This window comes from Kribbella sp. NBC_00359, assembly GCF_036097425.1.
Taxonomy (GTDB): Bacteria; Actinomycetota; Actinomycetes; order Propionibacteriales; family Kribbellaceae; genus Kribbella.
In genome coordinates, this window is record NZ_CP107975.1 from 1,006,872 (window position 1) to 1,029,666 (window position 22,795).

The 22,795-nt window shown below is 68.7% G+C and carries 26 protein-coding genes; 16 read left to right on the forward strand and 10 right to left on the reverse strand.

Annotated features, from left to right (window positions below; translation table 11 throughout):
• The first annotated feature begins 673 nt into the window (after nucleotides 1-673).
• The 8 genes from OG876_RS04855 (at nucleotide 674) to OG876_RS04890 (ending at nucleotide 6,311) form a co-directional block, all read left to right on the forward strand.
• Nucleotides 674-1,189 (forward strand): SDR family oxidoreductase, encoded by a 516-nt coding sequence (locus OG876_RS04855; protein WP_442914160.1) that lies wholly within the window; start codon nucleotides 674-676, stop codon nucleotides 1,187-1,189.
• A 20-nt stretch (nucleotides 1,190-1,209) separates the two neighbouring features.
• The gene (locus OG876_RS04860) at nucleotides 1,210-2,001 is read left to right on the forward strand and encodes an SDR family NAD(P)-dependent oxidoreductase (RefSeq protein ID WP_328523541.1); all 792 of its coding nucleotides are present in this window, start codon (nucleotides 1,210-1,212) and stop codon (nucleotides 1,999-2,001) included.
• 66 nt (nucleotides 2,002-2,067) lie between these two features.
• Nucleotides 2,068-2,775: a hypothetical protein gene (locus OG876_RS04865; protein ID WP_328523542.1), complete on the forward strand. Its 708-nt coding sequence runs from the start codon at nucleotides 2,068-2,070 to the stop codon at nucleotides 2,773-2,775.
• A gap of 178 nt (nucleotides 2,776-2,953) precedes the next feature.
• Nucleotides 2,954-3,916, forward strand: coding sequence for a sigma-70 family RNA polymerase sigma factor (locus tag OG876_RS04870; RefSeq protein ID WP_442914101.1), 963 nt, complete (start codon nucleotides 2,954-2,956; stop codon nucleotides 3,914-3,916).
• Between the two features lie 13 nt (nucleotides 3,917-3,929).
• On the forward strand, nucleotides 3,930-4,163 hold the full coding sequence (locus tag OG876_RS04875; RefSeq protein WP_328523544.1) for a hypothetical protein: 234 nt from the start codon (nucleotides 3,930-3,932) through the stop codon (nucleotides 4,161-4,163).
• A 93-nt stretch (nucleotides 4,164-4,256) separates the two neighbouring features.
• A complete protein-coding gene (locus OG876_RS04880; RefSeq protein WP_328523545.1) occupies nucleotides 4,257-5,219 on the forward strand; it encodes a sigma-70 family RNA polymerase sigma factor in 963 nt (320 codons plus the stop codon).
• A 94-nt stretch (nucleotides 5,220-5,313) separates the two neighbouring features.
• Complete coding sequence (locus OG876_RS04885; RefSeq protein ID WP_328523546.1) at nucleotides 5,314-5,892, forward strand: dihydrofolate reductase family protein; 579 nt, start codon at nucleotides 5,314-5,316, stop codon at nucleotides 5,890-5,892.
• The gene (locus OG876_RS04890; protein WP_328523547.1) at nucleotides 5,889-6,311 is read left to right on the forward strand and encodes a nitroreductase family deazaflavin-dependent oxidoreductase; all 423 of its coding nucleotides are present in this window, start codon (nucleotides 5,889-5,891) and stop codon (nucleotides 6,309-6,311) included. Before OG876_RS04885 ends, OG876_RS04890 begins: the two co-directional genes overlap by 4 nt.
• 9 nt (nucleotides 6,312-6,320) lie before the next feature.
• Here the strand turns inward: OG876_RS04890 and OG876_RS04895 are convergent, their stop codons facing one another.
• The 4 genes from OG876_RS04895 to OG876_RS04910 all read right to left on the reverse strand — a co-directional run bounded on the left by OG876_RS04895 (nucleotide 6,321) and on the right by OG876_RS04910 (nucleotide 9,806).
• Complete coding sequence (locus OG876_RS04895) at nucleotides 6,321-7,223, reverse strand: hypothetical protein (RefSeq protein WP_328523548.1); 903 nt, start codon at nucleotides 7,221-7,223, stop codon at nucleotides 6,321-6,323.
• Nucleotides 7,220-7,849, reverse strand: a complete 630-nt coding sequence (locus OG876_RS04900) for an RNA polymerase sigma factor (RefSeq protein ID WP_328523549.1) — start codon at nucleotides 7,847-7,849, stop codon at nucleotides 7,220-7,222. The genes OG876_RS04895 and OG876_RS04900 overlap by 4 nt, the downstream gene beginning before the upstream one ends.
• Nucleotides 7,850-8,062: 213 nt before the next feature.
• Nucleotides 8,063-9,127 carry a hypothetical protein gene (locus OG876_RS04905; protein ID WP_328523550.1) on the reverse strand — a complete coding sequence of 355 codons (1,065 nt, stop codon included), beginning with the start codon at nucleotides 9,125-9,127 and terminating at the stop codon, nucleotides 8,063-8,065.
• A 256-nt stretch (nucleotides 9,128-9,383) separates the two neighbouring features.
• Nucleotides 9,384-9,806 (reverse strand): hypothetical protein, encoded by a 423-nt coding sequence (locus OG876_RS04910; RefSeq protein ID WP_328523551.1) that lies wholly within the window; start codon nucleotides 9,804-9,806, stop codon nucleotides 9,384-9,386.
• A 131-nt stretch (nucleotides 9,807-9,937) separates the two neighbouring features.
• On the opposite strand from OG876_RS04910, the gene OG876_RS04915 reads away from it, so the two are divergent.
• Entirely contained in the window at nucleotides 9,938-10,846 is a 909-nt protein-coding gene (locus tag OG876_RS04915; RefSeq protein ID WP_328523552.1) for an alpha/beta fold hydrolase, read from the forward strand.
• 40 nt (nucleotides 10,847-10,886) lie between these two features.
• Here the strand turns inward: OG876_RS04915 and OG876_RS04920 are convergent, their stop codons facing one another.
• Nucleotides 10,887-11,579, reverse strand: coding sequence for a TetR/AcrR family transcriptional regulator (locus OG876_RS04920; protein ID WP_328523553.1), 693 nt, complete (start codon nucleotides 11,577-11,579; stop codon nucleotides 10,887-10,889).
• 130 nt (nucleotides 11,580-11,709) lie between these two features.
• Here OG876_RS04920 and OG876_RS04925 point away from each other — a divergent pair, with 130 nt between their 5' ends.
• The 4 genes from OG876_RS04925 (at nucleotide 11,710) to OG876_RS04940 (ending at nucleotide 14,332) form a co-directional block, all read left to right on the forward strand.
• Nucleotides 11,710-12,087, forward strand: coding sequence for a YrdB family protein (locus OG876_RS04925; RefSeq protein WP_328523554.1), 378 nt, complete (start codon nucleotides 11,710-11,712; stop codon nucleotides 12,085-12,087).
• A gap of 165 nt (nucleotides 12,088-12,252) precedes the next feature.
• A complete protein-coding gene (locus tag OG876_RS04930) occupies nucleotides 12,253-12,525 on the forward strand; it encodes a twin-arginine translocation signal domain-containing protein (protein WP_328523555.1) in 273 nt (90 codons plus the stop codon).
• A 14-nt stretch (nucleotides 12,526-12,539) separates the two neighbouring features.
• Nucleotides 12,540-13,919, forward strand: coding sequence for a DUF4331 domain-containing protein (locus OG876_RS04935; RefSeq protein ID WP_328523556.1), 1,380 nt, complete (start codon nucleotides 12,540-12,542; stop codon nucleotides 13,917-13,919).
• Nucleotides 13,916-14,332 (forward strand): hypothetical protein, encoded by a 417-nt coding sequence (locus OG876_RS04940; protein WP_328523557.1) that lies wholly within the window; start codon nucleotides 13,916-13,918, stop codon nucleotides 14,330-14,332. The genes OG876_RS04935 and OG876_RS04940 overlap by 4 nt, the downstream gene beginning before the upstream one ends.
• A 12-nt stretch (nucleotides 14,333-14,344) precedes the next feature.
• Here the strand turns inward: OG876_RS04940 and OG876_RS04945 are convergent, their stop codons facing one another.
• Nucleotides 14,345-15,118: an SDR family oxidoreductase gene (locus OG876_RS04945; RefSeq protein ID WP_328523558.1), complete on the reverse strand. Its 774-nt coding sequence runs from the start codon at nucleotides 15,116-15,118 to the stop codon at nucleotides 14,345-14,347.
• 147 nt (nucleotides 15,119-15,265) lie between these two features.
• Between OG876_RS04945 and OG876_RS04950 the strand changes: the two genes are divergently transcribed.
• Nucleotides 15,266-16,510 carry an ATP-grasp domain-containing protein gene (locus tag OG876_RS04950; RefSeq protein WP_328523559.1) on the forward strand — a complete coding sequence of 415 codons (1,245 nt, stop codon included), beginning with the start codon at nucleotides 15,266-15,268 and terminating at the stop codon, nucleotides 16,508-16,510.
• A complete protein-coding gene (locus OG876_RS04955) occupies nucleotides 16,507-17,733 on the forward strand; it encodes an MDR family MFS transporter (RefSeq protein WP_328523560.1) in 1,227 nt (408 codons plus the stop codon). The genes OG876_RS04950 and OG876_RS04955 overlap by 4 nt, the downstream gene beginning before the upstream one ends.
• A 94-nt stretch (nucleotides 17,734-17,827) precedes the next feature.
• Here the strand turns inward: OG876_RS04955 and OG876_RS04960 are convergent, their stop codons facing one another.
• Both OG876_RS04960 and OG876_RS04965 read right to left on the reverse strand, forming a co-directional pair.
• Complete coding sequence (locus OG876_RS04960) at nucleotides 17,828-18,601, reverse strand: CoA transferase subunit A (RefSeq protein WP_442914102.1); 774 nt, start codon at nucleotides 18,599-18,601, stop codon at nucleotides 17,828-17,830.
• 22 nt (nucleotides 18,602-18,623) lie between these two features.
• Nucleotides 18,624-19,832, reverse strand: coding sequence for an acetyl-CoA C-acetyltransferase (locus OG876_RS04965; RefSeq protein ID WP_328523561.1), 1,209 nt, complete (start codon nucleotides 19,830-19,832; stop codon nucleotides 18,624-18,626).
• Nucleotides 19,833-19,903: 71 nt separating this feature from the next.
• Between OG876_RS04965 and OG876_RS04970 the strand changes: the two genes are divergently transcribed.
• Complete coding sequence (locus OG876_RS04970; protein ID WP_328523562.1) at nucleotides 19,904-20,815, forward strand: LysR substrate-binding domain-containing protein; 912 nt, start codon at nucleotides 19,904-19,906, stop codon at nucleotides 20,813-20,815.
• Here the strand turns inward: OG876_RS04970 and OG876_RS04975 are convergent.
• The gene (locus OG876_RS04975; protein WP_328523563.1) at nucleotides 20,795-22,102 is read right to left on the reverse strand and encodes a sensor histidine kinase; all 1,308 of its coding nucleotides are present in this window, start codon (nucleotides 22,100-22,102) and stop codon (nucleotides 20,795-20,797) included. The genes OG876_RS04970 and OG876_RS04975 overlap by 21 nt on opposite strands.
• Before the next feature lie 2 nt (nucleotides 22,103-22,104).
• Nucleotides 22,105-22,794, reverse strand: a complete 690-nt coding sequence (locus OG876_RS04980; RefSeq protein WP_328523564.1) for a response regulator transcription factor — start codon at nucleotides 22,792-22,794, stop codon at nucleotides 22,105-22,107.
• Nucleotide 22,795: the final 1 nt, after the last annotated feature.

The following is a 22,795-nucleotide window of genomic DNA, read 5'->3' on the forward strand; positions in this document are numbered from 1 at the left end:
GGCCCGCTTGGCATCCAGCGGTCCACCGCGCATCCGCCAGGCACTCCCGCCGACGTCGACCCACTCGCGACCATGTACCGGCCGTGGCCACGTCAGCCAACCGTCGCTGGATGCCGGGGCACCGTCGCAACTGTCACTGGTCCCATCGACTTGTTGCGATTTCTTCTGGTCCACGAGCCCATGATCACAGTGCCGAACTCGCACCGCTCCCGGACACGGCCCTCCTGGAGCTCTCACGACCATCGGCTGCGTGCGTTGGCCGGCGCCCAGGGTTCCCGCCGGTCGCGAACCAGTCGGCAGACACGTGTCGCGCATCTGCCGGCGGCTCACACTGCGCTGGGGAGGCGTCGCCCAGCGCCGTCACGGATAGCCCTCGGTCGCCGGACAAATGATCGGACACCCTCTGTGAGACGTCGCGTCAGGCGGCGGATCGTTGTCCGGCCGTAGCGTTGAAGGGTGTCCGGTTGGGGTTCCCCTCAACGGACAACGGTGCCGCCAGGCATGGCGTGATGGCGCTGAGGTTGTTCGACGAATCCGTGTCGGGCAACCCGAACCGAGCCGCAGCGATGACTTTCGCGGTGAGCTCGCCTCTGTATAGGTATGAGCTCATCGCGCCAGTCACAGACCACGGCGGTGGTCACCGGAGCGGGCCGCGGCTTCGGATCGGCCATCGCTGCCGCACGCGGGCGCGACACCCGCCATCAGGCCGGTACACGAACAGTCCTGGGAATCGTTCAGCCGCAACTGGCAGGTCGACACCCAACACGCTTTCCATTGGATCCGCGCGGCACTGCGCCACCCGCTGACGCCAGGCAGCCTGGTGGTGGCGATATCCAGCGGGGCTGCCCTGCGCGGCTCACCGCCCAGCGGCGGATACTCGGGCGCAAAGGCGATGATCCGATTTCTCGCCGGATACGCCGCCGATGAATCCCGCCGCGCCCAGCTCGGCACCGGCTTCGCCACCGTGCAGCCGCAACTGACGCCTGCCACCGAACTCGGCGCGGCCGGGGTCGCCGCATACGCCCATCGGCAGGGAATCGACACCGGCACATTCGCGGCGGCACTGCAACCGCTTCTCACGCCGGCCATCGTCGACGCCGACATCGCGCGGCTGTGCCAGGACACCGACAACCAGGACGAGCACCGGGAGTACCAGCTCACCGGCCACGGACTTCACGCTATGGCGTGAACAACCAGAAAGAGAAGGATATGTTGCTGGAAAACAAGAATGTCGTCGTCTACGGCGCGGGCGGCGCGGTCGGTAGTGCGGTGGCCCGTGGTTTCGCTCACGAAGGTGCCAGGGTGTTCCTGACCGCGCGAAATCTCGACGTCATCGACACGGTCGCGAAGGAGATCTCCGCCGCGGGTGGAGCGGTCGAGACCGCCGTGGTCGACGCCCTGGACGAGAAATCCGTCACCGAACACCTCGACGCCGTCATCGCCAACGCCGGTCGCATCGACGTCTCGTTCAACGCGATCGGAATCCCTCCGCAGGGGCTGCAGGGCATCCCGTTCACCGACCTACCGGTCGACAACTTCATGCGACCGATCACGACCTACGCCCAGGCCCACTTCATCACCGCGAAATCGGCGGCACGGCACATGATCCCCCAAGGATCGGGAGTGATCATGATGCACACACCCGAACCCGCCCGGGTGAGTCTGCCACTGGTCGGGGGCATGAGCGTGGGCTGGGCGGCGATGGAAGCCCTCAACCGCGCCTTGTCGGCCGAATGGGCACAGCACGGTGTCCGCTCGATCTGCCTGCGCACCACGGGCATGGTCGAAACACCGACCATCGACGTCGTCTACGGGCTGCACGCCGACGCGCTAGGCATCCCCCAAGACCAATTCACCGCCATGGTCACCTCGATGACCCACCGCAAACGCCCCACCGCACTGGCCGAACTCACCTCAGTGGCGGTGTTCCTCGCCTCCGACCAAGCATCTGCGATGACAGGAACTGTCGCCAACCTGACCGGCGGAATCATCGTCGACTGATCACAACACGCCCCGGCTGCCACTCCCATCGGCGGCCGGGGCACCGTTCAATTCAAGGAGCAACCCATGAACGATCTACTCGCGACCGCGGTCGCCGCACACGGTGGTCTGGACCGGTGGAACCAGATCAAGACGATCAACGTCAAGGCCGCTATCAGCGGGGCCTTCTGGCAGCTCAAGGGAAAAGCGGACGCGATGAGCGACGTTCGCCTGGAGGTGGACACCACACAGCAACAGCTGACGATGGACTACGTCAGTCAAGACCGACGCTCGGTGTTCCAGCCCGACCGGGTAGTTCTGCAGCAACCCGACGGCACAGTTGTCGACGCACGCGACAACCCGGAGCGGTCGTTCGCCGGCCACGAGTTCCACACACCGTGGGACGACTTGCATCTCGCGTACTTCACCGGGGAAGCACTGTGGACGTACCTGAATACGCCGTTCCTGTTCACCTGGCCCGGGTTCGTCTGCGAGGAGATCGCCCCGATTGAGGCCGACGGTGAAACATGGCGGCGGCTGAAAGTGATCTTCCCCGACCACATCAAGAGCCACACCCGCACGCAGGTGTTCTGCTTCGGCCCGGACGGGTTGCTGCGCCGCCACGACTTCACCATCGACATCGTCGACCCGACGACCGAATCACAGCTTTACGCCGCCGACTACCGCGACGTCGACGGCATCATCATCCCCGCCACGCGACGGGCCCATGCCCCAATGGGCGACGACCAGATCGTCTTCGTCGCCATCGAGATGGCTGACATCGCCGTCCACTGATCCGAATTCCTTCTCACAAGGGACATCACGATGAACAATACTTACCGGGCCGAGGTCGTCTCGCCCGGCGGAATGGGAGGCCGCCCGCCTGCGCCTGTTGGCGAAGGAACAGGAGCCGACCCGCGCCACGGCCCGACCGGGCGAGCCGTGCGATCCGCCACCACAGAATCGGCGGATTATGCACACCATGACTGAAGCCAAGGCCGGCGACAAGGATTTCGGAAGGCTGAGCGAACCGTTCCGGCGTGAGCTGCTCGCCTACTGCTACCGCATGCTCGGCTCGGTCGACGAGGCCGAAGAGGTGGTGCAAGACGTCTACCTCGACGCCTGGCGTGCCTACGACGCGTTCGAGGGACGGTCGTCGCTGCGTACCTGGCTGTACCGAATCGCGACCCGAGCGTGTTTCAAGGCGCTGGAAAAAAGTAGACGCAGGCCTCTACCCGCGGATCTCGGCGCCCCCCAGACAGACCTGGATGCGGCGCTCGGCGCACAAGCTCGAGAGGTGCCCTGGCTCCAGCCGATACCCGACTTCCTGTTCACCACCGCACCGGCCGATCCGGCGGCGGTCGTGGTGGAACGACAGACTTTGCGGCTCGCGCTGGTGGGAGCGCTCCAGCAGCTGCCGCCGCGACAGCGAGCCGTTCTGATTCTCCGCGACGTGCTGCAATGGCGTACCGCCGAGGTGGCGCAACTGCTGGAGATGACGACAGCGGCCGTCAACAGCGCGCTCCAGCGCGCCCGAGCCCAGGTTCCGCTCAGCCAAGACGACCTGACCGAACCCGCCGAGCCACGACAGCGGGCCCTGCTCGACCGATACGTCACCGCCTTCGAAACCGCGGACGTCGATCAACTCGTCGCGGTATTGACCGAGGACGCCAGATGGGAAATGCCGCCGATCGTGACCTGGTTCGAAGGCCGCGACACCATCCTCGCCTTCCTGGCCAAACAGATGCGAGTGATCGGACCGGCCGCACTGGTCCCCACCTCCGCCAACGGACAACCCGCCTTCGCGGTGTACGCCCGCGGCCGCGACGGCGCACACCACCCACATGCGCTGCACGTACTGACACTCACAGCCGAGGGCGTCCACCGGATCGTCGCGTTCCACGGCTCAGGGCTGTTTCCACTATTCGGGCTCTGACACGGCCAACGGCATGTCCGAACCAGAAAACATCACCCAGCGCAAGGAGGAGCTTCACGCACAGCTGCGACTGTTCTGCCATCTCATGCTCGGTTCGGCCGACGCCGCCGACCGCGTCATGCGGCAGATCTACCATCGCTCACTCGATCACCAAGACGATCAACAGCATCGGCAATCAGAACGCGTCCGACTATTCAGTATCGCCGCCGATCTCTGCGGGGCCCGCAGTCATTCACCGCGCGAGTAGGCTACGCGACGAACTCCAACGCCTGTGGGCCGGAGGGTCCGCCCTCGAACGGTCGGTCCATTCCCACCAAGTCGCGACGTAGCCTGGGAAGTTGTGACGACGAGTGTCGAGTTCACTGAGCTCACCGGGACGTACCGCCGCGAGTTGCTCGCGCATTGCTACCGCATGCTCGGTTCGATCGACGAGGCCGAGGACGTGGTGCAGGAGACCTACCTGCGGGCGTGGCGGTCGTACGACGGCTTCGAGGGCCGGTCATCGGCACGGACGTGGCTGTATCGCATCGCCACGAACGCCTGCCTGACCGCAATCGAGCGCCGTGGCCGCCGGCCGCTGCCATCGGGTCTCGGCGCACCGAGCACCGACCCGGAGGTGCCGTTGGTGGACGGACCGGAGGTGGCGTGGCTTCAGCCGTACCCGGACGTTCTCCTCGGTGATCTCCCGGACGACCCCGCGGCGGTGGCGATGTCGCGCGCGGGGATCCGGCTCGCGTTCGTCGCCGCGTTGCAACATCTCTCGGCCCGATCTCGCGCCGTACTCATCCTGCGCGATGTCCTGCAGTGGTCGGCTGCCGAGGTTGCCGAGTTGCTGGGGACAACCCCGACCGCCGTGCACAGCGCGCTGCGGCGGGCTCGTGCCGACGTGGCCCGCTCGACGCCGGTGGTCGACGACGTCGCGGAGCCGGGCGAGGCGGAGCGGCGTGGACTCGTCGAGCGGTTCGCGGAAGCGATCGAGCGCGCGGACGCCTCGGCGGTAGCCGAGTTACTGCGCGCGGACGCCACCCTGGAGATGCCGCCGCTGCTCACCTGGTTCGCCGGCCGCGATCCGGTGGCCCGCTTCCTCGGCGCCACCCTGCTGCTCGAACCCGGTGGTCTGCGCACCGTCCGGACCCGGGCCAACGATCAGGACGCGCTGGGCGTGTACTCACGCGGCCCTGACGGCGTCCACCGCGCGCACGCGGTGATCGTGCTGACCGTCTCTCCCGCCGGCATCACGCGCATGGTCGCGTTCCAGGACCCCGGCCTGTTCCCGGCGTTCGGACTGCCATCCGAAGAGTAACTTTCGCTGCGCACGACGAATCGGCGGAGCGGCGCGGGTCTGTCTGTGTAGGCCGTCCGACGGACGGGCGGCCGCACAGCAGACGGAGGACGCAATGCGCAAGCTCATCGCCGCCATGAAGATGTCGCTCGACGCGAAGGTGGAAGGCCCGGACGGTACCGCCGACTGGGTCGAGGCATGGTCGGAGGACTACGGCCTGACGCCGCAGATCGACGCCTGCCTGCTCGGCGGAGGCATGTACCCCGGCTACGAGTCGTACTGGACCGGGATCCAGACCAAGCCGGAGACGCCGGTGTGGCTCACCAGCGAGCCGCCGACGCCGGCCGAGCGGGAGTGGGCCGACTTCATCAAGCAGACGCCCCACTACGTGCTGTCCAGCACGCTGCAGACCACGTCGTGGCCGAACACGACCTTCCTGCGTTCGATCGACGATGTGGCTGCACTCAAGCAGCAGCCGGGCAAGGACATCTACCTCATCGGTGGAGCGCGCATCACCGCGTCCCTGATCGACGCCGGCCTGGTCGACGAGCTGCGGCTGATCACGTACCCGCTCGTCGCCGGCACGGACAGCACCGCGCTGTTCGCGACCTCACCACGACGCAGCGCCGAGCTGCTCGACGTGCGGAAGCTCGACCGTGGCAAGGTCGCGCTGACCTACGGATTCGCCTCATGACAGGTCCGGACAACAGCCAGGTGGTCGCCGAGTTCCGCGCGAACGGCGGCCGCCTGGGCGGGCCTCTGACTGGGACGCCCGTCCTGCTCCTGCACCACGTGGGTGCGCGAACCGGCGCGCGGCGGGTCACGCCCTTGGTGTACTCCTGCCATGCCGGCGACCGCGTGGTCGTCGTCGCGTCCAACGGAGGCGAGCCGAGCGATCCCGCCTGGCTGCACAATCTCCGAGCTCATCCGGACGCCGCGGTCGAGATCGGCACCGACGTCGTTGCGGTCCATGCGGCAGAAGCGGGCGGGGTCGAGCGCGACGAGCTCTGGCAGGAGGTGGTGGCCCGCTACCCGGACGTCGGACGCTTCGGCTCGCGGACACACCGCCCGATCCCGCTGGTCGTCTTGCGGCGTACCCAGCACGTTGCCTGACGCAACTGATCAGGACGGCCAGTTGTAGTACTTGCAGACGGGCGCGACGGTCGGGGTGACTGTCGTCGTCGTGCCGTCGCGGGAGGTCCTGGTGTACGGAAGCGTGCATTCGCGGGTGTCCGGGGGATCGGTGGTCGCGTAGACCTGCCGGTCGTTCGCGTCGTACCCGCGGACAACGTAGTCCTTGCGTGCTGGATCGTCCGCGTCGTACGGACCCCACTTCGTGCGGCCCTCGGTGGGTGCGAACCAGAACCCGTCGTGGAGAACGGCCTCGACCTCCGGCTTTCCCTTTGGCTGGACCGTCACCCGGACCACCGGGGCCGTGTAGACGCCGCCGTTGCGGGCGAACCCGAACACGGGTCCACCCAGCAGCATGGCCTTCGTTCCGAACCTGACGCTCGACTCACTGATCACTCCGCCCGCGGTGCGGCTGCAGAACCAGTAGGCCGGCTCGCTCCTGGGCTTGATGTCTTTCGGCCCCTTGTTGTAGACCTGCTCGCCGGACCCCATCAGCCAGGTGGTGACGATCTTCGGATCCTTCAAGCCGGTGATCTCGAAGGCCCGCACCGTCCGGTAGTCCCGGAACGGGTGCTTGATGCCGTTGGCCGTGATCCGGTTGGCCTCGGCCTCACATTGCGCCCGCAGTGTCTTGGTCTCCGCGGTCGACAGCTCCCGGGTAGCAGGCTGCGGGTGCGCCGGCGTGACGGCGTCGTCGTGCTTCAGTACCCGTACGCCGACCGCGAGGCCGGCTACCACCGTGAACACCGCCGCAGCCGCACTCAGCGGCACCCACGGGCGGCGCGGCGTACGGGATTCCTCGGTGTCGATCGCTGCCAGCAGGTCGGCGCGGCGTTTCTCGTGCTGCCCGGGTGGGAGCGGCCGGTCGGGCCGGCGGGTGAGCAGGTCGTTCACGGCAGGTTCTCCAAGGATTCGGTCCGGACCGCCTCGTCCGGGACAGAGAGGCTGAGCTCGCGAAGATGTTTGCGCGCGCGGGCGAGCCGCGACTTCACGGTGCCGAGCGGTACGTCGAGGGCGACGGCCGCGGACTGCGGATCGAGGCCGGTCCAGAAGCAGAACTCGACGATCTCGCGTTCGTGCCGCGGCAGCTTGCGCAACAACGACCGCAACTGCCTAGCCTCGCGCTCGTCGTCGATCCGGGCCGCGACCCGGTCGGCGTGGTCGGGCTCGTCCGTCGCCGGCACCTGCCGGGAGCTGTTGAGCCATCGGAACCGCTGTTTGCGTTTCTCGTTGCGGATCACGTAGTCGGCGGTCCGCAGCAGCCACGGCAACGCGGAGTCGTGGACGAGGACCACGTCACCGCGTCGGCGCCACGCGTGCAGGAACACCGAGGAGGTGAGGTCTTCGGCATCGCTCCACGAGGCGATCCGGCGGAAGACGAAGTTGTAGACCGTCTTGGCGTGCCGGTCGAACAGCACGCCGAACGCCCCCGACTCCCCGTCCACCGCGCGCCGCCACAGCTCGCGATCACTCATCGTCGCCGGCAACCCATCCGATCCCTCCACCACCACCGTCGTCACTCCGCCACCTCCAGATCGTCCCCCACAAGGGGCTCTCACCGGATATGTGTCGTGACCCCGAAAACCGGGTTCCTTCAGAGGCGGCGCTCGGGGCGCGCGGTCGCGAACGTGGTCAGGACTGCGGGGACGAAGAACACCTGGGGCAGCCGGCGGTTGCCACCAGCAGAAGGCCGAAGCCACCCCGCAAGGAGCGGGAGGCTTCGGCCTTCTGACTCACAGACCGCGGATGTAGAAGGTGCGGCTGAGTCCTGCCTGGTATCTGTGGCAGGTCGGGAAGTAGACGCGGTACGGGATCAAACCCTTGTACGCCGGCTGAGCGGTCACCGTGAACCGCCCACTCGCCCGGACCGACCCCGAGCTCACCGTCCGCCACTGGGTCGCCCCCATCAGCCGCTGCAGGTGAACGAGACACCCAACCGGCGGACCGAGCACATTCCCGTTGACCAGGACAACTGTCCCCACCGGCGCACTGGTCCTCGATGGCACAGCCGACACAATGCCCGGCCGAGCCACGACGGCCCCGACGCTCGCGATGTCCAACGGATTGCTCCGGATCCGGAGGCAATGCAGGGAGACGGCGGCCGAGGCGGGGTAGGCCTTGGTGAGCAGTCCAGCCGTGCTGGTGCGGAGATCGTTCGGACCAGGAGAGCCTGCGAGGCAGCCCTCGTCGCTGTCGAGCCGCACGGCGATCCTGGTCCCGTACGGCTTGCCGGTCTGCGCGTCGGTCACTGCCCAGGTGATGCTGAATCCGGAGCCGAACGGCACGACCGGCGGATTGACCTTGGCGGTCAGCTTCGGCAGGTGGGATCCGGTGATCGCCAACGTCGGCCCGTCGAACGGGGTCGGATCAGGCGGCATGTTGCCCAACATGAGCAAGAAGAACGGGCCTCTCGTCACCCCGATCACCTTGAACGTGCCGTTGGCCGTCGAGGGGACATTCACCGGACCTGCCCAGACGCCGTTCTGTAGCGTTCCTGACACCCGTACCAGATCGGTCGAGACCAGTCGGACCAGCGGTCCCGTGCCGCCGGTCCGCTGGAGATAGACCACCAGCGGAAGATCTTGGTCGCCGGGTTCGGTCGAGTCGTAGCCGCCCGTCACCCGGATCTGGACCGGCACTGTGTTGAGACCGGACACCGCGACCGCCGTACGGCTGATCGCCACGTCCGTCACTTTGAGCTTGGGGTCTGTCGCCGCCTGTACTGCAGGTGCACCGACGAGCGAAAGCCCCACCACGGACGCTGCCAGCAGCGTCACCAAAACTCGTCTGATCCACATCCTTGCAGCGTGTCACTCGCCCCACGCCCTTGATAGATCTCGATCGAGCCCACGATGCGGTCGCGGACGACGTACCGGCATGGTTGACGATCCTGCGTAGCTCGATCGGTTCGCGACTACCTACGACGGCCTTGTGAGACTGTGGCTTGGCAGGCGCAGGGGACCTGGAGTCGACGCTGTGACCCGGCGGGGGCAGCTCTAGGGGCTGCCCCCGAATCGGTCTTCCGTGGTGGATGGCGGCACGGGACGGGTCCCGTTAGGCGGCGTCGAGGGCATTGGTGATTTTGCGGATCATTTCGGTCATGGCGGGGCCGGTTCCGCCGCGTTCGGCTCGGGCGCCGGCGTCGATCGAGGTGATGACGGTGCTGCGGAAGTTGGCGGCCTCGGACGGGTCCTGCTGCTTGAGGAGGCTCATGGATGCGGTCAGGGCCGGCAGGACCTTGTCGGCCAGCTCAGCAGTGGATTTGCCGTTCAGTTTCACGCCCTTCTGCTTCTCGGCGAGTGCGTGCCCGACGGGGCCGGTCGCGGAGGCCAGGGCGAGGGCGCCGGCGACGGCGACCTTGCCGGCCGATTTCACGCCGGCGGCAGCGATGAGCGCGACGGCGCCGTGCGCGGCGGTCGCCAGGGTGAGCTTGTCCTGGTCGGTCAGGGTGATCGAGGGAGTGCTGTTGTTCGTCATGCAGACGACCATCCCGGCCTGCCCTGACACCACCCCGCCGCCGGCCTGACACGACGCGGCCACCCGACCGGCCGGGTGTCAGTGAGACGCTGATGGGGTTGGGCAGCAGTCGATCGACGAGGAGGACCTCGATGGATCCGAGCGGTGTGAACAAGTCGGGAACTGTCTCGACACCGGTCCTGGACATCGCCTACGACACAGCAGGGCCGGCAGACGGTCCGACCGCCGTACTCCTGCATGGCTTCCCCTACGACGTGCGTTGCTACGACGAGGTGGCCTCAGTCCTCGCCGACGCGGGGATGCGCGTTGTGGCCCCGTACCTGCGGGGATTCGGGCCAACCCGGTATCGCAGCGCGGACATCATGCGCTCCGGTCAGCAGGGTGCGCTCGGCCAGGATCTGCTCGACCTGCTCGACGCACTCGAGATCGAACGCGCCGTCGTGGGAGGCTTCGACTGGGGCGGCCGGGCGGCCTGCATCGCGGCGATCGTGGCGCCCGAGCGGGTCATCGGCCTGGTCACAGTGGGCGGGTACAACATCCAGGACATCGCCCGGTCCGCCGAGCCCGCGCCTCCGGAAGCCGAGAGCGCCGCCTGGTACACCCACTACTTCCTGACCGAGCGCGGACGCGCCGGGCTGGAGCGCTATACCGACGAACTCTGCGGGCTGTTGTGGCGGCAGTGGTCGCCGACCTGGGCGGACTGTGCCGCGGCCTTTGCAGCCAGCTCGCCCAGCTTGCACAATCCCGACTTCGTCAGCACCGTGATCCACTCATACCAGCACCGACGCGGCGCAGCTCCCGGCGACCCCCGCTACGACCACCTCGAGAAAGTGCTGGCGACCACGCCCGCCATCACCGTGCCGACCATTTCGCTCGACGCCCTCGCCGACGGCCTCGGCCCCGATGACTCGAGTGTCGACGAGCCGCTGTTCACCGGCGGTTTCGATCGGCGCGAACTGCCCGGCATCGGCCACAACCCGCCGCAGGAGGCACCAGAAGCGTTCGCCCGCGCAGTCCTGGACGTCGCCCCAGGCAGATAGCCGAAAGGCCGTCGAGGACGACTATGAATGAGCCGCCTGGTCAGGCTGGGTCGGGGAGGCCGAGTACGGCGGCGAGACGGGCTAGCTGGTGATCGAGGTGGCCAGCGAACTGGGTGACGGTGTTGGTGAACTGGCCGAACAGTTCGAGGCTCACCAGGCCGCACAGCGAGGAGAACGCCAGTAGACCGCGGGCAAGCACCTCCGGGGCCAGCTCGCCGGGCAGGCCTGGGCGCAGCCGGTCCAGTTCGCGGTGGAGTGCGGCTGTCATCGGGGGATCCTCGGACGTCGGTTTGACCTTTGCGTCGGCGAGCAGACGGAGTACTAGGAGGGGTACGCGACTTCCGGCGGCTGTGGTCCGCTCCGGGGGCGCGTGATAGCCGGGGACCGGGCTGCCGTAGAGCAGGGCCCATTCGGCTGGGTTCGCGACCGCCCAGCGGCGTACCGAACGGCCGATGGCCAGCCAGCGGCGACCCAGGTCGTCGCGGCGGCAGCGGGACTCCGCCGCCTCCACTGCGTCGCCGAAGGCGTTGTACGACTCCTCGATCAGCAGTGTCAGCAGCTCGTCCCGGCTCGGCACGTAGCGGTAGATCGCCGACGAGACCAGGCCGAGCTCGCGAGCGATCGCCCGCAGGGACAGGGCGGCGGCGCCCTCCCTGGCGAGCTGCTGGTGCGCGATCCGGAGGATGTCGGCCATCGTCTCCCGGTGCTGGCGCTGCCGCGCGGTCTCCGTCATCGCCTCATTGTCGCCGCGGCAGAGAGCGGTGGCAACTTTCGAGAGCAGTGCTCTTGCTTTCTGCGCAGGAATCACCCACACTGGAACCAAGAGAGAGCACTGCTCTCGGAAATGTGAGGAGCGTACGACGATGGACGAGATCTGGCGCTGGAGCAATCTCGGCGTGGCCTTCGGGATGGAGCTCGGCGGCCTCGGCATCTTCGCCTGGTGGGGCTGGCGCACGGGCGACCACCTCGCGCTGCGGGTGATGCTGGCGATCGGCCTGCCGGTGATCGCGGCGATCGTGTGGGGCCTGTTCGCCGCACCGACCGCGGACTACGGCAGCCCGGTGGTGACGACCATCGTGAAGATCGCGTTCTTCGGCCTGGCCGGCCTGGCGCTGTGGAGCCTCGACCACCGGGTCGTGGCCGCCACCTTCGTCCTCACGGTCGCCGCGAACCTCCTGATCATCCACGCCGGCAACCTCAGCCCCGACACCCCACGGGCGGCAGTGACCACCACCCGCTGACCGCACAGCACCAACACAAACGATCGCTTCACGAACCCTGACCGTTGGACGGTCAGGGTTCGTGGCGATTGCCTTCTCCTCCAGGCCTATCCAGGCGGCGGACCGCGTCGAAGGACACTCGACGGCCGGTGGACGCCGGTGGTCGCTGGACAAGGAGGAACAGTCATGAGTGACGCCACACGCCGCGGATTCCTGGTGTTCGCGGGCGCCGGAACCGCGGCCGCGGTCGGTGCGGTCGCAGCACCCAAGATCTTCGGTGAGCATTCCGCCGATGCCGCGAAGCCGCTGGAGCCGGTCGACCTGGCCACCGCGGAGTCGTTCGTCGTCCACGTGAAGGACGTGCAGAAGGGACAGCTGGCGATCCTGGTCGGCCAGCGCGAGGTCCTGGTCACCGATCGCGAGCTCGCCGCCCGCCTGGCCGGCAAAACCACAGCCTGAGGAAGGAAACTGTCATGTCTTCGCACCGCGAAGCGCCGGAGATCTCGAAGGACCCGGTCGCCGACAACACCGACGTGTACGCGTTCGTGTCCCCGGACAAGCCGGACACGGTCACGATCATCGCCAACTTCATCCCGTTCCAGAACCCGTACGGCGGCCCGAACTTCTACGAGTTCGGCGACGACGTGCTCTACCAGTTGCACATCTCCAACAGCGGCACGGGCCGGGCCGACATCAGCTACCAGTTCCGCTTCCAGGCCAAGATCCGGAACAAGAAGACGTTCCTGTACAACACCGGCCCGATCACCTCGCTCAAGGACCCGACCTGGAACCGCCCGCAGTTCTACTCGGTCACCCGCGTCGAGAACGGCCGGTCCCGGATCCTCGCGCGTGACCTGGCCGCTCCCCCGGTCAACGTCGGAGTCCGCAGTACGCCGAACTACGCCAAGCTGGCGCGGACGGCGATCCACACCATCGGCCGCAACCGCCAGGTTTTCGCCGGCCAGCGCGCCGACGGGTTCTTCGCCGACCTCGGCAGCATCTTCGACCTCGGCACGCTGCGGCCGTTCCAGATGGCTCACCTGATCCCGTCCGCCGCCGCGATGGGCGTCAACGGGCTGCAGGGATCCAACGTGCACACGATCGCGCTCCAGGTCCCGATCAGCGACCTGACCCGCGACGGCAGCACTCCCAAGGACGTGCTGGATCCGAAATCCGTCATCGGTGTCTACGCCAGCGCGAGCCGCCAGGAGTCCCGGATCCTCGACGACCTGGGTGGCGCCCCGATCTGGCACGGCCCGTTCAAGCAGGTCTCCCGGCTGGGCAACCCGCTGTTCAACGAGGTCATCGTGCCGATGGCGGAGAAGGACAAGTGGAACAGTCGCGCCCCCAAGGACGACAAGGCCTTCGCCCAGTACGTCACCAAGCCGGAGCTCGCCGGACTGCTGCCGGTGCTCTACCCGGGTGTGTTCCCGCGGCTGGCGGCGTACAAGAAGGCCCGGGCCGATCTGGCCGCGATCCTGCTGACCGGTATTCCGAAGGGCGTCGTACCCGGCTTCCAGAACTTCACCGGCACGGTCCAAGCCGACATGCTGCGGCTGAACGTCGCCGTACCGCCGGCGAAGAAGCCGAATCCGCTCGGGTTGGTGGCGGGCGACGCCGCCGGCTTCCCGAACGGGCGCCGGGTCTTCGACGATGTCGTCACCGTCGAACTCCGCGCGATCGCCGGCCTCACGATTCCGCTGGTCGATCCCACGTTCAAGCCCGACGACGCGGCCGGGGCGATCAAGGACGGTACGTCGAACACGAACTCCGACTACCTCACCTGGTTCCCGTACCTCGGTACGCCGGCCGGCGGCTATTCGTCCAGGCCCGGTATGCCCGCAGTGTCATGACCAGGCCGCTCACGAACGCCGAGGAGAATCCCCACGCCGGCAAGGGTTCCTCGGTCCTGCTCGATATCGGCGACGGCGTCGGCGCGATCGTCGTCACCACCCCCGCCGACCTGGACGACGCCGAGATCGAACGCCGCCCGGCCGGGGGGCCACCACCCGCACACGAAAACGATGAGCCCACCCACGGCCATGGACATGGACATGGCCACGGGCGCGCGCACGGGGGCCATCGTCTTCCGCACGTGGCGGTGGTTCCCCGGTCATCCCCCGACGGACACCTCGTCCATTCGGCGGTTTTCGCCGACGTCCCGACGGGCCGTTACGACCTCTACGTCCTGCCGGACGGACCCGTCCGCCTCACCGTCGACGTACTCAGCGGCCAGGTCACCGAGGCCACCTGGCCCGACCGGTAACGAACGCACGCCTCAGATGGTGGGTGTCAGACCGCCGTCGATGATGATGTCGGCGCCGATGAGATTGCCGGCGCGATCGCTGGCCAGGAACACCACCACGTCGGCGACCTCCTCGGGCCGCGTGAACCGACCCGAGGGGGACGCGGCCGCGGCCTGGGCCGCGACGTCACCTGGTTGTGCACCGACCGCACCGCCGACAGTCTCCGCGACGCCTCCCGTGCCCAGCCACAGATCCGTCGCCACCGGGCCGGGGCTGACCGTGTTCACGCGGACGCCGCGTGGCGCGAGCTCCTTGGACAACGACTTGAAGAAGCTCAGCGAGGCGGCCTTGGCCGCGCTGTAGTCGATCACCAGGGGATCCGGCAGCGTCGCATTCACCGAGCACACGGTGACGATGGCGCCCGCCCGCTCGACCAGGACGGGTACGGCGGCCCGGGTCGTCCGGACCGCTGACAGCAGGTCGAGAGTCAGCGTCTCGAGCCAGTCCGCATCGGTCACCGAGGTGACTCCGGCCGGCCGCGGCCGAACCGCGCCGACGTTGTTCACCAGAATGTCGAAACCGCCTACCCGCGAGATCGCCTCGTCCACGAGACGTCCCGGGCCCTCCGCCGTACTGAGGTCGACGGCAACAGCCTCGATCGGTAACGAGCCGAGCTCTCCGTCGACGGTCCGGGCGGCCGCCACGACTTTGGCGCCCTCGGCCAGGAGCGCACGTGTCGTCGCCAATCCGATTCCCTTGCTCGCACCGGTGACGAGTGCCGTCTTACCACTCAAGTGAAGATCCATGTCCCCACCATGCGCCATGAGGTGTTCCCCGGACTCCCTAGGGACCTGCCGACGAGCGCGGATAGGGAGGACTTCCGATGTGTGGGCCTACCTCAGAGCTGCAGATTCGTAGGCAGCGGCAGGTACACCCGTAGCGGAAGGAAGTAGATGGTCAGCACCGGACGGCCTCGCGTTCTGCTTGTCGGCGGCAAGCTCGCACACCTGCGGAAGGCTCGGGAGCTCGGGCTGGATGTGGTTCTTGTCCAGTTCCCGGACGCGTTCGAGCATTCGCCGTACGTCGATCAGGCGCTGCTACTCGATTACGGCGACATCGACCGGCTCCTGCCACTGGCCCGCGCGTTGCACGAGGCGTACCCGTTCCAGGCGGCCGTGTCGTTGTTCGAACTCGGACTCCTGCCGGCGGCGCGGATCAACGAGGCGCTCGGCCTCGGCGGCGAGTCCGTCGCGACCGTGGAACTCCTGCTGGACAAGTGGCGGATGCGCCGGCACCTGGCCGCGAGAGGCATCAGCCCGGTGGCCTCGGCGGTCGGCCGGTCCGGGCGGGACGTTCGGGAGTTCGTCGAGGCAAACGGGCTCCCGATCATCGTCAAGCCGATCCGCGAATCGGGCAGCCTCGGGGTGTTCCGCGTCCGCGACCGGGCCGATGTGGACGTCGTCGCCGAACGGTACCGATCCCTCGACGACGGGCACTGGGTCATCGGGGACCTGTCCGACGCCGAATCCTTCGACGAGTTCCTCATGGAGGAGTTCCTGGACGGCCCGGAGATCAGCGTCGAAACCCTGTCCTTCGACGGCCGGCACGTGGTCGTCGCGGTGACGGACAAGGAGGTCGGCGGCTCTGGTTTCGTCGAGATCGGGCACTCGCAGCCCAGCGGCTGCTCGGCCGAGACGCTGCGCGAGGTCACCCGGTTGGTGACGGAGTTCCTCGACGCGGTTGGCCTGCGCAACGGACCAGCGCACACCGAGGTCAAGCTGACCTCGCGCGGCCCACGGATCGTCGAGTCGCACAACCGCATCGGCGGTGACCGGATCAACGACCTGGCCGAGATCGCCTACGGCGTCGACATGGAGCGCTACGCGCTCGGCGCGGGGTTCGGCCTCGTCGAGCCACTGACCACGTCCCCCGAGGCTCGAGGCGGGGCGGCCGTCCGGTTCCTCACGCCGGAGCCGGGTCGGGTCGTGGAGGTGACCGGCGTCGACGCCGTACGCGCGGACCCGGCGTTCGTCGACCTCCAGTTGAAGGTGGGACCGGGTGACGTGGTACCGCCGCTGACCTGGAACGAGGACAAGGTCGGTCACGTCGTCGCCCGCGGTGCAACCGCCACCGAAGCGATCGCCCACGGGAGGCGGCTGGCCGCGGCGATCCACGTGCGCACCGAGCCCATCCCGTGAGCACCGCGCCGCCGGACCGGTCGGACGTCGGCGAGCCGCGATTCCGCGACGCGCTGCGCAGCCTGCCCGGCCGGGTGTGGATCATCAGCCTCGGCATCCTCGTCAACCGGGTCGGCAACTTCCTGCCCGTGTTCATCGTGCTGTACCTGACCGAGCGCGGCTATTCCGCCGGCGCCGCGGGGTTGGTGCTGGGCGTGTCCGGTCTGGGCAACGTGCTCGGCAACGCCGTCGGTGGTTACCTCGCCGACCGGATCGGGCGGCGGTGGACCATCGTGCTGTCCGCCGTACCCACCGCCGGGCTGACGGCGATCGTGCCGTCCCTCGGGTCACTACCGGCCATAGTCGCGGTGGTCGGTCTCATCGGCGTGACGTCGCAGATCTACCGGCCGGCCGCAGCCGCGGTGCTGCTCGACTCCGTTTCGACCAACCAGCAACGCCTCGCCGCCTTCGCGGTGTTCCGGTTCGCGATGAACATCGGCGCTGCCCTGGGCGGCGTCATCGGCGGTGTGCTGGCCAGCACCTCCTATGCGGAGCTGTTCCTGGGCAATGCCGCCGCATGCCTGCTGTTCGGCGTGGTCGTGGCGGTGCTGCTGCGGGACGCGCCCCACCCGCGGTCCAACGGCGCAGAGAAGCAGGCGGACCAGCCGGTGGGGTACCGGCAGGCGCTCGCCGACCGCGCCTTGGTCCGATTCCTGGTGATGACTCTGGTCGGCGAGTTCGTCTACATCCAGTCCACCGTCGGTCTGCCCCTGCACGTCAGTGACGTGGGTCTGAGCGCGCGCGACTTCGGACTCCTCATCGGGCTCAACGGTCTGGTGGTGCTGGTGCTGGAGCTGCCCACCACCGGCGTGGTCTCCCGATACCGGCCGGAGTACGTACTTGCCATCGGCAACCTGCTGATCGGTGCCGGTCTCGCGCTGACCGGGTTCATGAACGGCATGGTCCTGCTGTCGGTGACGGTACTGATCTGGACGCTCGGCGAGATGATGTCCAGCTCCGTCGCGGCCGCCTACCTGGGAAGTCTGGCTCCACCGCGGATGGCCGGGCGCTACCAGGGTCTGTACGGCGTCGCGTACACGATCGGCACGGGCGCCGGACCGCTCATCGGCGGCGCCGTGTACGCGATCGGCCCTTGGGCACTGTGGATCCTGGTCGGTGCTGCCGGCCTCCTCGCGGCGCAACTCTGTCTGCCACGCCGCACGGCGACCGAACCGGCGTCATGACCTGGACGTAGGTCACTGCTCCTCGTCATCGTGCAGCTTGGCGACCTTGGACACCACACGGAGTTCACACCCACCCGACCGACGGTCAATCGGGTCAGGCCTCGGGCCGCGGTCGGGTTGTGCGCTTCTCGATGCTCTTGCGGGCGGCCTGTTCCGGAGTGAGGGGTACGACGCGTTGGACGAAGACTCCGGGCAGGTGGATCGAGTCCGGGTCGAGTATGCCGACGTCGACGACCTGCTCGGCTTCGACGATCGTCAACCGGCCGGCCATCCCCGCGACCGGGTTGAAGTTACGCGCGGCTGCGTGGAACAGGCAGTTGCCGGCCCGGTCGGCGACCGCGGCCCGGACCAGCGCGACATCGGTGACGATCGCCTCCTCGAGGACCATGTCGCGACCGTCGATCGTCCGGACCTCCTTGGGCGGCGACGCCACGGCCACGGTCCCGTCCGGGCTGTAGCGCCAGGGAAGTCCACCCTCGGCGACGAACGTGCCGACGCCGGTCGGCGTGAAGAACGCGCCGATGCCCGTCCCGCCCGCCCGCAGCCGCTCGGCCAGGGTGCCCTGCGGTGTCAGCTCGACGTGCAGCTCCCCGGCCAGGTACTGACGGGCGAACTCCTTGTTCTCCCCGACGTACGACGCGATCACGCGGCTGATCCGGCCTCGTTCCAGGAGCAGGCCGAGGCCGGCGCCGTCGACCCCGCAGTTGTTCGACACCACGGTCAGATCACCGGCGCCCTGCTCGAGCAGCGCCTCGATCAGGAACCACGGGATGCCGGCCAGCCCGAAGCCGCCGACCGCCAGGCTAGTCCCGTCGGCGATGTCGGCGACCGCGTCGGCGGGCGTCGCGACGACCTTGTCCAGACTCATGCGTTCTCCTGACGGTGAGCGGTCATCGGACTGCCTCGAAGACTGCGGCGATGCCCTGGCCGCCGCCGATGCAAAGCGTCTCCAGGGCGTAGCGTCCGCCGCGCCGGTGCAGCTCGTGGGCCAAAGTCGCCAGGATGCGCACACCGGTCGCGCCGAGCGGATGACCGAGCGAGATGCCGGAGCCGTTCGGGTTGAGGCGCTCGTCGTCCGGATCGACCTTCCATTCGCGCAGGCAGGCGAGGACCTGGGCGGCGAAGGCCTCGTTGAGTTCGATCAGGTCGAGGTCGTCCAGGGTGAGGCCGGCTCGGTCGAGGGCCGCGGCCGTGGCGGGGACGGGTCCGATGCCCATCACCTCGGGGCCGACACCGGCGACCGCCCACGAGCGAAGTGCGAGCAGCGGACGGAGACCGCGCCGCTCGGCCTCGTCGCGTGTGGTGACCACGCACACGGCGGCGCCGTCGTTCTGACCGCTCGAGTTGCCGGCCGTGACGGTCGCCTGATCGTCGACAGCCAGGCGGACCGGCCGCAGCGCCGCGAGCCCCTCGAGCGTGGTGTCAGGGCGCGGGTGCTCGTCGACGGCGACAAGCGTGGCGGCGCCACGCCGTCCGGGCACCTCCAGCGGGACGAGTTCGCCGGTGAACCTGCCGTTCGTCTGAGCGGCAACGGCTCGCTGGTGAGATCGCAAGGCGAATTCATCCTGCTCCGCGCGCGAAATGCCGTATCGGCGCCTGACGTTCTCCGCCGTCTCGACCATCCCACCCGGGACCGGATGGTGTTTCCCGCCCGCGGTCTCGCGGGCACGAACCAGGCGGTCCATCAGTTCGACGCCGCCCCGGACGCCCGTCCGCAGCCCGAGCGCATAGTGCTCGACCTGTGACATGGATTCGGTGCCTCCGGCAACAACCAACCGGGCCGCACCGGTCGCGACCATGCCGGCCGCGTCCAGGACCGCCTGCAGACCGGAGCCGCACCGGCGATCGACCTGGCGACCAGGCACCGAGATCCCGAGTCCCGAGTCGAGCGCGGCGATCCGGCCGATCGCCGGCGCTTCCCCGTTCGGATAGCACTGGCCCAGGACGACGTCGTCGACATCCCCTTCGCGCAGACCGGTCCGCCGTACCAATTCGGTGAGGGCGGCGGTGGCCAGGTCGGCCGCGGACAGCGCGGACAGCGCACCGCCGAAGCGTCCCACCGGAGTACGGATCGGCTCACAGATCACCACGTCACTCATGCCTTCGACGGTAGGCCGGTGTGACCGATATGGAGAAATACTCATTTACGCTCGATCGAGACTCTGCGAGTATGAATGTCGTGGAGCTGCGCCATCTGCGGTACTTCGTCGCCGTCGCCGAGGAGCGGCACTTCGGCCGCGCGGCGGCCCGTCTGCACATCGCCCAGCCGCCGTTGTCCCAGCAGATCCGCCAGCTGGAGTCCGAGCTCGGCCTGCAGCTCCTTCGCCGTACGACGCGACGCGTCGAGCTGACCGCCGCCGGTGAGGCCTACCTGGTCCGGGCCCGGCAGATCATCGCGGCGGTCTCGTCCGCCGCGGGCGAGGCGCAGCGGGTGGCGGCCGGACTGCAGGGGCGACTGGTGATCGGGTGCGTCGGCTCGGCGACGTACAGCCTGCTTCCGCAGCTCGTCCGCACGTTGCGCGACGGTTTGCCCGACGTCGAGGTCTCGGTCCAGGGTGAGATGCTCGCGCCCGATCAGGTCGGCGCGCTGCTCGACGGGCGGATCGATCTCGGACTGCTGCGTCCGCCGGTCGACGAGGATTCGCTGCGGCTCGAGCTCCTGCGCGCGGATCGGCTCATCCTCGCACTCCCCGACGGGCATCGGCTGGCCGCGCGGGCACGCCTGCGGTTGAAGGAGCTGGCCGGCGAGGACTTCGTGATCCATGCCGGCGGTGGGCGGTCGGTGATGCACGACACGGTGGTCGCGCGCTGCCGGGAAGCGGGGTTCGAGCCACGGGTGCGGCACGAGGTCGCGGAGACGTCGACGCTGGTCACGTTCGTGGCGGCCGGGCTCGGGATCGCCGTCGTGCCCGCGCCTGTGGCGGAGCTGATGGTGCCGGGGGTGACCTATCGCCCGCTCGTCGGCAAGGCCACCGTCGACCTGGCCGCCGCGACCCGAGCCGACGACGAAGCACCACACCTCCAGCGAGCGCTCGCGGTCGTGACCGCGCAGACACGGGCCTTAGGCCGCCGCGAGGGTTAGCACGACCTCGTTGCGGTGGATGGTGAGGTCGCCGCCGGCGGCTTCGGCGCAGCGGCGGGCGATGTCGAGGCCGAGGCCGGTGGAGCCGCGGTCGCTGCGGCCGCGCTCCCCCGCGCCGAGCGGGATGCCTGGGCCCTTGTCGGCGACGACGATCCGTACGCCGTTCTGTTCGCGGGTGAGCGTGATCCGGGCCGGCGTGCCGTCGGGCGTGTGGGCGACGACGTTCTCGACCAGCGCGTCGAGTGCGGCCGCGAGGTCCTCGGCCGACGAGCGGACCATCGCGGGTGGGGTCGGGAGGTCGAGGGAGAGCTCCCGGCCCTGGTCCTCGAAGAGCGGTTCCCAGAACGCCGCCCGGTTGCGGGTGACCTCGACGGCGTCGCAGTGCGGGACACGTCCCTCACGCTGCGGCCGGCGGGCCGCGCTGATCACCGCGGTCAGGGTGCGTTCCAGGCTGGTCACCTGGGTGTTGAGTTCCTCGGCGCTCTCCCGGTCCGGCAAGGCTTCGACCTGCAGCCGGAGCGCGGTCAACGGCGTACGGAGTCGATGGGACAGGTCGGCGACGGCTTCGCGTTCGACCGCGATCACCTCGTCGATGCGGTCGGCGAGACCGTTGAGCGCGGCGCCGACCTTCGCCACCTCGGCCGGACCGGTCGTCGGGGCGCGGGCCTCCATGTCCCCCTTGGCCAGGCGTTCCGCCGTACCGGCTGTCTCCTCCAAGGGGCGGGCCAGCCGGCGGGAGACGAGCTCCGCGCCGACGATGCTGAGCAGCAGGACGAGCAGGCTGGCACCGATCAGGATCAGCACACGTGGGACGAGGCCGGCGTACAACTCGTCCGCGGTCAGGTACAGGCAGATCGACGCCGGGCCGGCCGGGGTGCCGACGGCGACGTCGACCGCCATCCCGCCGCCGACCTCGCGGTAGTCGGCGTCGCCGACCGTCGGCGGTCCGCGCCGGCTGTCATCGTCGCCGTCGTTGTAGCCGGCCGGCAGCGGCTTCGGCGTCGGGACCCCGCCGGGCGGAGGTTGGCCGAGCGTCGTGCCGTCGGGCAGCCGGACCGAGATCGTCCCCGGCCCGTTCTTGGAGAGCCCGTCGATGTACGCCGTGATGTCGTCGACCGTGTGGTTCGCATCACCGACGTAGTACGCGGCGGCCTCGGCCCGGTACCGCGCCTGGTCCTTCGCCTCGTTGGCCGTCGAACTCCGCAACAGGATGATCAGCGGTACGGCGAACGCCAGCACGACGAGCGTGGTCATGCCGACCGAGAGCAACAGGATCCGGCGGCGCATCGTCAGCCACCCTCGGGTGCCGCGAGCTTGATCCCGACCCCGCGGACGCTGTGCAGGAACCGCGGCGCGGCCGCCGTCTCCCCGAGCTTCCGCCGCAACCAGGACAGGTGGACATCGACCGTACGGTCGCCACCGCCCCACGGCAGACCCCAGACCTCGGCGAGCAGTTCGCGCTTGGTGACCACCGCACCCGGACGGCGGGAGAGCGCGAGCAGGAGGTCGAACTCCTTGCGGGTCAGGTCGACCGGATTCCCGTCGACGGTGACCTCACGGCTGCGTGGGTCGATCCGGAGCGCGCCGAGGTCGACCATCGACTCGCCCTGCTGGTCCGGTCCGAGGCGCCGCAGGACCGCGCGGATCCGGGCGTCGATCTGGGCCGAGCTGAACGGTTTGATCACGTAGTCGTCGGCGCCGGCATCGAGCAGCTTGACCACGCTGGCGTCGTCGTCGCGGGCCGTTGCCACGATCACCGGTACGTCGCTGACCGACCGGACCATGGCCAGCACGTCCCGGCCGTCGAGGTCGGGCAGACCGAGATCGAGCAGCAGCACCTCCGGCCGCTCCCGCGCGACCAGCGCGACCCCGTCGGCGCCGGCGGCCACGGCCGTGACGACATGCCCGGCCGCCGTCAGGGACTTGCCCAGCGACGTCCGGATCGCGTCGTCGTCCTCGACCAGCAACACCCGTGCCATG

Coding starts and splice junctions, on each gene's coding strand:
- OG876_RS04945 (WP_328523558.1), bottom strand. CDS start 15,118: ATGGATCTTCACTTGAGTGGTAAGACGGCACTCGTCACCGGTGCGAGC.
- OG876_RS04915 (WP_328523552.1), top strand. CDS start 9,938: ATGGATCCGAGCGGTGTGAACAAGTCGGGAACTGTCTCGACACCGGTC.
- OG876_RS04920 (WP_328523553.1), bottom strand. CDS start 11,579: ATGACGGAGACCGCGCGGCAGCGCCAGCACCGGGAGACGATGGCCGAC.
- OG876_RS04975 (WP_328523563.1), bottom strand. CDS start 22,102: ATGCGCCGCCGGATCCTGTTGCTCTCGGTCGGCATGACCACGCTCGTC.
- OG876_RS04860 (WP_328523541.1), top strand. CDS start 1,210: ATGTTGCTGGAAAACAAGAATGTCGTCGTCTACGGCGCGGGCGGCGCG.
- OG876_RS04890 (WP_328523547.1), top strand. CDS start 5,889: ATGACAGGTCCGGACAACAGCCAGGTGGTCGCCGAGTTCCGCGCGAAC.
- OG876_RS04885 (WP_328523546.1), top strand. CDS start 5,314: ATGCGCAAGCTCATCGCCGCCATGAAGATGTCGCTCGACGCGAAGGTG.
- OG876_RS04925 (WP_328523554.1), top strand. CDS start 11,710: ATGGACGAGATCTGGCGCTGGAGCAATCTCGGCGTGGCCTTCGGGATG.
- OG876_RS04935 (WP_328523556.1), top strand. CDS start 12,540: ATGTCTTCGCACCGCGAAGCGCCGGAGATCTCGAAGGACCCGGTCGCC.
- OG876_RS04910 (WP_328523551.1), bottom strand. CDS start 9,806: ATGACGAACAACAGCACTCCCTCGATCACCCTGACCGACCAGGACAAG.
- OG876_RS04960 (WP_442914102.1), bottom strand. CDS start 18,601: ATGAGTCTGGACAAGGTCGTCGCGACGCCCGCCGACGCGGTCGCCGAC.
- OG876_RS04875 (WP_328523544.1), top strand. CDS start 3,930: ATGTCCGAACCAGAAAACATCACCCAGCGCAAGGAGGAGCTTCACGCA.
- OG876_RS04980 (WP_328523564.1), bottom strand. CDS start 22,794: ATGGCACGGGTGTTGCTGGTCGAGGACGACGACGCGATCCGGACGTCG.
- OG876_RS04905 (WP_328523550.1), bottom strand. CDS start 9,127: ATGTGGATCAGACGAGTTTTGGTGACGCTGCTGGCAGCGTCCGTGGTG.
- OG876_RS04870 (WP_442914101.1), top strand. CDS start 2,954: ATGCACACCATGACTGAAGCCAAGGCCGGCGACAAGGATTTCGGAAGG.
- OG876_RS04950 (WP_328523559.1), top strand. CDS start 15,266: ATGGTCAGCACCGGACGGCCTCGCGTTCTGCTTGTCGGCGGCAAGCTC.
- OG876_RS04965 (WP_328523561.1), bottom strand. CDS start 19,832: ATGAGTGACGTGGTGATCTGTGAGCCGATCCGTACTCCGGTGGGACGC.
- OG876_RS04970 (WP_328523562.1), top strand. CDS start 19,904: ATGAATGTCGTGGAGCTGCGCCATCTGCGGTACTTCGTCGCCGTCGCC.
- OG876_RS04865 (WP_328523542.1), top strand. CDS start 2,068: ATGAACGATCTACTCGCGACCGCGGTCGCCGCACACGGTGGTCTGGAC.
- OG876_RS04930 (WP_328523555.1), top strand. CDS start 12,253: ATGAGTGACGCCACACGCCGCGGATTCCTGGTGTTCGCGGGCGCCGGA.
- OG876_RS04940 (WP_328523557.1), top strand. CDS start 13,916: ATGACCAGGCCGCTCACGAACGCCGAGGAGAATCCCCACGCCGGCAAG.